General features: G+C 74.5%; 9 protein-coding genes. 4 read left to right on the top strand and 5 right to left on the bottom strand.

Features of this window, described 5'->3' with window-relative positions:
* Positions 1–112: 112 nt before the first annotated feature.
* Positions 113–1,138, bottom strand: a complete 1,026-nt coding sequence (locus ACFWI8_RS21360; RefSeq protein ID WP_387093852.1) for an ABC transporter permease — start codon at positions 1,136–1,138, stop codon at positions 113–115.
* Positions 1,139–1,246: 108 nt separating this feature from the next.
* Between ACFWI8_RS21360 and ACFWI8_RS21355 the strand changes: the two genes are divergently transcribed.
* On the top strand, positions 1,247–1,852 hold the full coding sequence (locus ACFWI8_RS21355) for a TetR/AcrR family transcriptional regulator (protein ID WP_387093849.1): 606 nt from the start codon (positions 1,247–1,249) through the stop codon (positions 1,850–1,852).
* Here the strand turns inward: ACFWI8_RS21355 and ACFWI8_RS21350 are convergent.
* The gene (locus ACFWI8_RS21350) at positions 1,849–2,640 is read right to left on the bottom strand and encodes a MerR family transcriptional regulator (RefSeq protein ID WP_387093847.1); all 792 of its coding nucleotides are present in this window, start codon (positions 2,638–2,640) and stop codon (positions 1,849–1,851) included. The two genes, ACFWI8_RS21355 and ACFWI8_RS21350, sit on opposite strands and share 4 nt — an antisense overlap.
* 124 nt (positions 2,641–2,764) lie before the next feature.
* Between ACFWI8_RS21350 and ACFWI8_RS21345 the strand changes: the two genes are divergently transcribed.
* The 3 genes from ACFWI8_RS21345 to ACFWI8_RS21335 are packed head-to-tail and all read left to right on the top strand — an operon-like array spanning position 2,765 to position 5,989.
* Positions 2,765–4,252 carry a flavin-containing monooxygenase gene (locus ACFWI8_RS21345; protein ID WP_387093845.1) on the top strand — a complete coding sequence of 496 codons (1,488 nt, stop codon included), beginning with the start codon at positions 2,765–2,767 and terminating at the stop codon, positions 4,250–4,252.
* Entirely contained in the window at positions 4,245–5,111 is an 867-nt protein-coding gene (locus ACFWI8_RS21340) for an alpha/beta fold hydrolase (RefSeq protein ID WP_387093842.1), read from the top strand. Before ACFWI8_RS21345 ends, ACFWI8_RS21340 begins: the two co-directional genes overlap by 8 nt.
* Positions 5,108–5,989, top strand: a complete 882-nt coding sequence (locus ACFWI8_RS21335; protein ID WP_387093840.1) for an SDR family oxidoreductase — start codon at positions 5,108–5,110, stop codon at positions 5,987–5,989. Before ACFWI8_RS21340 ends, ACFWI8_RS21335 begins: the two co-directional genes overlap by 4 nt.
* Here the strand turns inward: ACFWI8_RS21335 and ACFWI8_RS21330 are convergent.
* The 3 genes from ACFWI8_RS21330 to ACFWI8_RS21320 all read right to left on the bottom strand — a co-directional run.
* Complete coding sequence (locus ACFWI8_RS21330) at positions 5,986–6,513, bottom strand: pyridoxamine 5'-phosphate oxidase family protein (RefSeq protein WP_387093837.1); 528 nt, start codon at positions 6,511–6,513, stop codon at positions 5,986–5,988. The genes ACFWI8_RS21335 and ACFWI8_RS21330 overlap by 4 nt on opposite strands.
* Before the next feature lie 166 nt (positions 6,514–6,679).
* Positions 6,680–6,889 (bottom strand): hypothetical protein, encoded by a 210-nt coding sequence (locus tag ACFWI8_RS21325; RefSeq protein ID WP_387093835.1) that lies wholly within the window; start codon positions 6,887–6,889, stop codon positions 6,680–6,682.
* A 96-nt stretch (positions 6,890–6,985) separates the two neighbouring features.
* Positions 6,986–9,058 (bottom strand): S41 family peptidase (locus ACFWI8_RS21320; RefSeq protein ID WP_387093833.1); only part of this gene is annotated, 2,073 nt, incomplete at its 5' end.

The raw sequence follows: 9,058 nt of genomic DNA, 5'->3' as shown, positions 1-9,058 counted from the left end.
GGCCCGGGCGACCGACGCGCCGGCCGCGCCGCGCTGGCGGTCACGGCCGCCGAGTGCGGGCGGGTGGTCGGCTGGGGTGGGGTACCGGCGGTTTCGCGGCCGAGGCCGAGCGTCAGCGGGTACGCGCCTCCCGCGTACTCGGGCCCTCGGGGCGGGCGGGCGCGGGTGACGCGCCGGCCGCGCCGTGTGGCGGCTGAGGCCGAGCGCCAGCGGTTACGCGGCGGCCGGCGAGCACGGCGGCGACGCCCGCCGCCGTCCAGGCGAGCAGGACGACGAGCGGGAACGCCGCCCCGTGCCCGTCGAAGAAGGAGACGGAGCGCAGCAGCGTGGCGCCGGCGCCGGTGGGCAGCAGCTGCCCGAGCGTGCCGACCGGTTCCGGCAGCAGCTCGGGCGCGGAGCCCGCCCCCGACCAGGGGTTGCCGAGCAGCATCAGGAGCAGCGCGCCGAGCCCGATGCCGCGCGGGCCGAGCAGCGCCGTCGCGCCGGCGACGGTGGCGGCGCCGGTCAGCGCGAACAGGCTGAGCGCGGCGGTGACCTGCCACCACCCGCCGCCGAGCACGTCGAGCCAGCCGTGGCCGACCGCGGCCGCGGCCAGGCCGATCAGCGGCGCTGAGCAGGCCAGGGCGAGCAGCGCCCAGCGGCCACGCAGCCGGGTGGCGCTGATCGCCGCCCCGGTGGCGAGGCCAGCGAGGGCGAGCGGCAGCACGCCGGCGGTGAAGGCGGCGCCGCGCGGATCGGCGGCGGGGCCCGGCACCACGTCGACGACCGTCACCTCGGTGCCCTCCGCCGCCTGGCCGGTGGCGATCGACTGGAGCAGCTGGGCGACGGCGGGCCCGGCGGCGGAGGCCGTGAGGAGTCGCGGTTCCTGACCGTCGGCGACGAGCGCGCCGTAGATCTCGCGGTGCGTTATCGCCTCGCGGGCGGCGGTCTCGTCCGGGTAGCGGTGCACGTCGAACGCGCCGTCGGCGTTGGAGAGCTGGCTGGCGATGCGGTCGGTGGCCACGGGCGGGCCCGCGACGCCGACGGGGAGGTCGTGGGGGGCGGAGCGGGCGACGGGCCAGGTGAAGGCCCAGAGCATGAAGGTGATCAGCGCCGGCACGAGGAGGCCGACGATCAGCAGGCCGCGGCGGTGAGACACGCGAAGCCTCCGAACATCAAAGAGAAGGATCATTCGTTCTGCGTTATTCACCGTGCGCCCGTCCGGCGTGGCTTGTCAAGAATGAATGTTCGTTTTATCTTCTCGGGTATGGCACGCGTCTCCCAGGAACACCTCGAGGCGCGCCGTCGACAGATACTCGACGGCGCCGCCCGCGTCTTCGCCCGTGACGGCTTCCACGGCGCCTCGATGCAGGACGTGTTGCGCGAGAGCGGCCTGTCCGCCGGTGCCGTCTACCGGTACTTCCCCAGCAAGGAAGCCATGATCACGGCCCTCGCGACCGAGGTGCTCGGCGCGGTGCGTGCGGCGTTCGAACCCATCGCGGCCGCCGAGCGGCCCAACCTGCCCGACGACCTCGTCCACGCCCTCGACCGGATCTGGTCAACGCTGCCCTACGCGCCCGCGCTGCTGCCGCACGTGTGGACGGAGACGCTGCGCAACGAGGAGCTGTCCACCGTCCTCCAGGAGGGGCTCGGGCGGCTCCTCGACCTGTGGGAGGGGCTGGTGGCCGGCTACCAGCGCAACGGCTGGATGCGCGACGACGTACCCCCGCGCGACGTCGCCCGCACGCTGCTCGCCTGCGCGCAGGGCTTCATGCTCCAGCGGATCATCTTCGGCGAGGCGGACGTGTCGATCCTGGCCAACGGGCTGCGCGGGCTGATGACCCTGCGGCAGCCGGAGTCGATGGAGAGCTAGCCTCCGGCCGGCGGCTGGAACTCGGCGCCGAGGCGACGGTCGACGGCCAGTGTGATCGCCGCCGACACCGCCCGCTTCACCAGCGGCCGCAGCCGCTGCAACACCTCGGTGAGCCGCTCGACGTCCTCGGCCGACAGCGGATGCCGGTCGCCGTCCCCCGCGTCGTGCCCCAGCACCTCGGGGGCCACGTGCGCCCGCAGCACCTCCGTGAACACCCCGGCCAACTCCTCGGCATGACCGCGCAGCACCTGCCCGGCGGCCAGCACCACGGGCAGCGGCAGGCCCTCCTCGACCAGCGCGGAGGTCGCCTCAAGCAGTTCGCGGCTGAAGTGCGTGATCTCGTCCCCGGCCACCGTGAGATACCCGGTCTCCACCGCCGCCGCCAGGTTCTCCGGGGAGTCGCCGCCCGGCCAGTACGCGGCGAGCTCGGCCCGCGTCAGCCGCACCGGCCGCTCCTCGGCCCAGGGCGGCGGCTCGGCCGGCGCCGGCAACGGCTCGGCGAGGCCCAGGAGTTCGGCGGTGCGCCCGGTGTCGTGGCCCGCCGTGAACGCGGCTATCAACTCGGCTATGCCGCCCAGCGTGTGGCCGCGGGCCAACAGCGCCGCGATGGTGCGCAGCCTGGACAGGTGGCTGTCGTCGTACCAGGCGACCCGGCCGACGCGGCGCGGCGGCGGCAGTAGTCGGCGCTCCCGGTAGTAGCGCAGGGTGCGCTCCGGGATGCCGGCCGCCTTCGCCAACTCGGCGGCCCGGTACTGGCGTGGTGCCTGGGGTGCCTCCGATGCGTGCACGAACCGCAGTCTAGAGAGCGTCCGTACCCTACCGGTCGGTAAGAAGCTGCCCTACACTCCCCGACACGCCAGTGATGACTGGCTGGTTGCCAGACCTGTCCTCACGGGAGGAGCTGAGCGGCTGATGCATGTGAAGGTGGCGGTCGTCGGGGCCGGCTTCGGCGGCCTGGGCGCCGCGGTGCGGCTGCGCCGGCTCGGCGTCACCGACCTCGTGATCCTCGAACGCGCCGGCGCGGTGGGCGGCGCCTGGCGCGACAACACCTATCCGGGCTGCGCCTGCGACATCCCCTCGCACCTCTACTCGTTCTCCTTCGCCCCCAACCCCCACTGGCCCCGCAGCTTCTCCGGGCAGCCGGAGATCCGCCGCTACCTGGAGCACCTGACCGACGCCTTCGGGCTCCGCCCTCACCTGCGGCTCGACTCCGAGGTCACCGCGGCCCGTTGGGACGCGGACGCGCTGCACTGGGAGATCGAGACCGGCACCGGGCCGCTCACCGCCGAGGTGCTGGTCTCCGCCACCGGACCGCTCTCCGAGCCGAGCCTCCCCGACCTGCCGGGCCTGGACCGCTTCCCCGGCGCCGTCTTCCACTCCGCGCGCTGGGACCACACCGTCCCGCTGCGCGGCCGGCGGGTCGCCGTCGTCGGCACCGGCGCCTCGGCCGTCCAGTTCGTGCCCGAGATCCAGCACCAGGTCACCGAACTCACCGTCTTCCAACGCACTCCGCCCTGGGTCCTCCCCAAGCCCGACCGGCCCATCACGGCCGCCGAGCGCGCCCTGCACGCCAGGATCCCGCTCGCCGGCACACTCCGCCGCCAACTCGCCTGCGGCATAAGGGAGCTCCAGGTCGGCGCCTTCACCAGACACCCCGCGCGGATGCGGGCCGTCGAACGGCTCGCCGCCCTCCACCTGCGCCGCGCCGTCGCCGACCCCGAGCTGCGCCGCCGACTCACCCCCGACTACCGGCTGGGCTGCAAGCGGGTCCTGCTCTCCAACGACTGGTACCCGACGCTCGCCCGCCCCCACGTGCGGCTCGTCGACTCCGGGCTGCGGGCGGTGCGCGGCGCCACCCTGGTCGCCGAGGACGGTCGCGAGGCCACCGCCGACGTCCTCGTCCTCGGCACCGGCTTCCGGATCACCGACCAGCCCATCGCGCACCGCGTCACCGGCGCCCACGGCACCACGCTCGCCCACGAGTGGCGCGACGGGATGGCCGCGCTGCGCGGCACCACGGCCGTCGGCTTCCCCAACCTGCTCACCGTCATCGGACCCAACACCGGACTCGGCAACAACTCGATGATCCTCGTCATCGAGGCCCAACTCACCTACCTGGCCGACTTCATGAGAAAACTCGCCGCCCTCGCGCCGCCCGGCGGCCGGGCCGCCCTCACCCCACGCCCCGACGCGGTCCGCGCCTGGGGCGGACTGATGGCCGCCCGGCTCGCGAACTCGGTCTGGAACACCGGCGGTTGCCGCAGCTGGTATCTGGACGCCAGGGGCCGCAACACCACCGTGTGGCCCGGCACCACCGCCGAGTTCCGCCGCGCCACCGAGCGGGTGGACCTCGCCGAGTACGAGGTGCTGCGCCGCGAGGCGGTGGTCGCCCGTGGCTGAGACGATCCGGCGGCTGAGCGTCGTCTCCACCGGCGGAGCCCGCCTGCACACCGAGGTCCACGGCCCGGACGACCGGCCCACCGTCCTGCTGGTGCACGGCTGGGCCTGCGACACCGGCTTCTGGCGGCCGCTGCGGGAGTTGCTGCTGCCAGAGCACCGGGTGGTGGTCTACGACCAGCGCGGCCACGGCCGCACCCCCGCCACGCCCGGCGCCTGCTCGCCCGAGGCGCTGGCCGACGACCTGTGCGCGGTGCTGGCCGCCACCGTGCCGGCCGGCGCGCGGGCCGTCGTCGCCGGCCACTCCATGGGCGCCATGACCGTGGTGGCCGCCGCCGGGCGGCCCGAACTGCGCGATCTCGCCGCCGCCACACTGCTCTGCTCCACCGGCGTCGAAGGACTCACCGGCGCGTCCACCGTCTTCCCGCTGCCGCCGGGCCCCGCCCGCGCCCGGGCCCAACGCCTGCTGCTGACCAGCCGGTTGCCGTACGGCCCGGTCACCCCGCTCAGCCGTCAGCTCGTCCGCTACGTCACCATGAGCCGCGCGGCCACCGCCGAACAGCGGCGGCTGGTCGCCCGGATGGTCGCCCGCTGCCCACGCCAGGGCCGCGCCGAGTGGGGCCGGGTGCTCGCCGACCTCGACCTGTCCGCGCTGCTGGGCCGCCTCGACCTGCCCACCACCGTGGTGCACGGCACCGTCGACCGCCTCACCCCCCTCGTCCACGCCCGCCGCACCGCCGACCGGCTGCCCCACCTCGTGGAGCTGGTCGAACTGCCCGACATCGGGCACATGGCCCCCTTCGAGGCCCCGGACCGCGTCGTGGCACCGTTGATCGCCCTCGTGAAGGAGCACCTGCTATGAGCACACGCCGGCACGCGGTGCGCGGTCGGGTCGCCGTCATCACCGGAGGAGCGCGCGGCATAGGCGCCGCGCTGGCGCGCACGCTGTCCGAGCGGGGCGCCACGGTCGCCCTCGTCGGCCTCGAACCCGAGGCGTCGCGGGCCGTCGCCGAGTCCCTGCCGGGTCCCGCCGAGCACTGGGACGCGGACGTCACCGACGAGGCCGCCATGGCCGAGGCCGCCCGCCGCGTCGGTGAGCGGTTCGGTCGCGTCGACGTCGTGGTCGCCAACGCCGGGGTGGCCGCCGGCGGCCGCTTCGCCGACTCGGACGACGCCGGCTGGCGGCGCGTCGTCGAGGTCAACGTCGTCGGCTCCGCCGTCACCTGCCGCGCCTTCCTGCCCGCGCTGCGCGACAGCCGGGGCTACTTCCTGCAGATCGCCTCGCTCGCCGCCCTCACCCCGGCTCCGCTGATGACCGCCTACTGCGCATCCAAGTCCGCCGTCGAGGCCTTCGCGCACGGCCTGCGCCCCGAGGTCGCCGACGACGGCGTCCGGGTCGGCGTGGCCTACCTCAGCTGGACCGACACCGATCTGGTGCGCGGCGTCGACGAGGACCCCCACCTGCGCCTCGGTCGCTCGCTGCTGCCCTGGCCCACCAACCGCACCAACCCGCTCCAGCCCGCCGTGGAACGGCTCGCCGACGGCATCGAACGGCGCGCCGCCCACGTCTACGGCCAGCGCTGGGTGCGCGCCGCGCAGCCGCTGCGGCCGCTGATCCCCGCCGTACTGTCCAGCCCCTGGGCCGTGCGCCGGCTGCGCCGGGTGACCGGCAACCCGCGCCACACCCTCGTCGGCCCGAGCGGCCGGGCGGCGACCCGGCAGGAAAGCGACGGGCCCTAGAACCGCCAGCGCGTCTGGGCGTAGTCGCCCTTGCGGAAGCCGAAGGCCACCGAAGGACGCAGCCGGTAGACCAGGGCCCGCTGGTCCAGGCGGTTCCTGAACGCGCCGTCACGCACCTCGTACCGCCACTCCTCGCCGTACTTGGCGACGAACGCCTCCGCGATCCGGCGCAGCTCCGCCTCGTCGCCGACCAGCCGCGCGCTGCCCTCGACCACCAGGTCCAGCCCCCGGTCGAGCGCGCTGTCGCCGGTGGTCAGCACGCAGCGCGGATTGGCCGCCAGGTTCCGCACCTTCCGCTCCCCGGCGCCGCTGGTGAAGTGCGGCGCCCCGGCGACCCAGACGCTCAGCAGCGGCGTCACGTGCGGCTGCCCGTCCGGGCGCACCGTGGACAGCCAGTACACCTCGGCCTCGGTCAGCCCGCGCAGCGCCTCGGCCCAGGGCGTCGGCTCGGCGCCGGGCGCGCTGTAGCGGGGGTCGAGCTCGGTGCTTCTGGGCTTGCTCTCCCCGAAGTCGGCGGGCGGCATGGGCGGCTCCTCGTGCTCCTCGGCCGTGTGGTCCTGATCCTCGTCCTCGTCCAGGACCGGGACGTGTCGGAATGCCGACCGCCGCGGGCCGGGGAACTCATCGGTCGCCGCACACGTGGATGGGGCGCGCCCGTCACCGGGCGCGCCCCATGTCGTCAGCCGCTCGTCACCGATCGCGGTCCCCGCGGTCCTCGCGGTCCTCGTCCAGGGCGCTGCCGCGCATGTCCCTGCCGCGCTGCGACAGGTCGCCCTGCCCGGGCCCTCCTCCCCCCTCCCGTCGGTGCTGGCCGCCCTGACCGCCCTGGCCGCTCATCGCCCGCCTGGCGCGCTCCTGCAGCTGCTGGGCCTTCTCCTTGATCTGGTCCGCCATGCCCATGCGCCGCCACTCCTCACCATCGCCTCGAAGAAACCGGTGGCTGCCGGTGCCTGCTACCCCCAGGCTGACACGATCGGGCGAAGCGCGCATATCGGGCTAGTCGGTGGTGCGGGGCGGCAGCGGCGGCCGGCGCCGGTCGGGGATGTCCCGATAGCCGGGCGGCGAGGCCGCCGGCCGCCGCTCCAGCAGGTCGAGCGCCACCCGCACCGCCGTGTCGAGCACCACCGAACGTCCCTCGGCCCAGTCGATCGGTGACCGCACCGCCTCGATGTCCGGCTCGACCCCCCGGTTCTCCACGGCCCAGCCGTACGTGTCGAACCAGGCCGCGTTCATCGGCACCGTGATGTCCGTGTCGTCCGCCAGCTGGTGCTCCCCGGTGATGCCGACCACCCCGCCCCACGTCCTGCCGCCCACCACGGGCCCCAGCTTCAACAGCCGGAACGCCGCCGTGATCATGTCGCCGTCCGACGAGGTCGCCTCGTCGGCCAGCGCCACCACCGGGCCGCGCGGCGCGTTCGAGGTGTACGAGACCGGCTGCGCGTTCCGCGTCAGGTCCCAGCCCAGGATCGTGCGGCTCAGCTTCTCGATCACCAACTCGCTGATGTTGCCGCCCGCGTTGCCCCGCACGTCGACGATCAGCGCCTGCCGTGAGAACTCCATCCGCAGGTCGCGGTTGAACTGCGCCCAGCCGGAGCCGCCCATGTCCGGGATGTGCACGTAGCCGCAGCGCCCGCCGCTCAACTCGCGGACCAGCTCGCGCCGCCTGCTCACCCAGTCCTGGTAGCGCAGCGGCCGGTCGTCGATCAACGGCATCACCGCGATCCTGCGCTGCCGGCCGTCCTCCTCGGCGAAGGCCAACTCCACGCTGGTGCCGCCCGTTCCGGCCAGCAGCGGCCAGGGACCCGCCACCGGATCCACCGGCCGGCCGCCGACGTGCGTCAGCACCGCGCCCTCCCGCACCCCGCTGCCGGCCAGCGGCGAACGGGCCCTGGAATCCGAGGAGTCGCCGGGCAGGATCCGCGTCACCTGCCACGAACCGTCCTTGGTGCGCGCGAAGTTGGCGCCGAGCAGACCCTGCGCCCGCTGGTAGTGCGCCGGCCCCTCGTTGCGGCGGGCCGGGGTGACGTACGCGTGCGAGGTGCCGAGCTCGCCCAGCGTCTCCCACAGCAGGTCGGCGAACTCGTCCGGGCTGGCCACGCGTTCGACCAGCGGCCGGTACTGGTCGAGCACGGCCGACCAGTCCACGCCGCCCATCCCCGGCTCCCAGAAGTAGTCGCGCACGATCCGACCCGCCTCCTCGAACGCCTGCCGCCACTCGGCGGCCGGCTCCGCCGTGTGCACGATCCGGCGCAGGTCCACATGGACGGTCGAGTCGCTGTCGCCGCTCTCGGTCGCCGGGACGGCCCGCAGCTCCTCGTCCTCGCACACCACGAGCCGGGTGCCGTCGCCGCTCGGCACGAACCAGTCGACGTCGTCGGTGAGTTCGGTGCGCTTGTTCTTCGCCGGGTCGAAGTGCTCCAGGGTGGGCTTGCCGGAGGTGTCGTCCGGATTGACGAACGTCTCCCCGAGCGCGCCCGAGATCGGCCACCGCAGCCACACCAGGCCGCCGCCGGCCACCGGATGCAGCGAGCTGTACTTCGACGCGGCCACCGGGAACGGCGTCACCCGGCTGCCGAGCCCCTCCGCCTCCACCTGCACGGCACCCTCGTCGCCACCCGCGTCGTCCGGATCGAGCCCACCGGCGGCCGGCCGCCCCTCGGGCGTGATCGCGAACGGCGAGCGGGTGGCGGAGGTCAGCGGCACCAGGTACGGGCGGCAGCCGAGCGGGAAGGACAGGTCGCCGGTGTGCACGTCGTACACCGGGTCGAAGCCACGCCACGACAGGAACGCGAGATACCGGCCGTCGCTGGTGAACACCGGCTCCTCGTCCTCGAACCTGCCGTCCGTGACGTCGATGATCGTGACCTCCTCGACGCCCAGCTTGGCGATCTTGATCTGCGTCAACGACCGGCCGATCCCCGGGTGCGCCCAGGCCAGCCACTGCGAGTCGGGCGAGAACGCGAGGTCCCTGACGGGGCCGTTGACGGAACGAATCACCTCGACGGTCCCGGCCTGGCGGCCTACTGCCTCCTCCCCGCCGGTCGCCTGGCCGGCGGCCTGACCGGGCGC

The organism is Streptomyces sp. NPDC127098 (assembly GCF_042722465.1).
GTDB lineage: Bacteria > Actinomycetota > Actinomycetes > Streptomycetales > Streptomycetaceae > Streptomyces > Streptomyces millisiae.
Note: the sequence above shows the minus strand (reverse complement) of the source record. Positions and strands in the feature narration are given on the sequence as shown.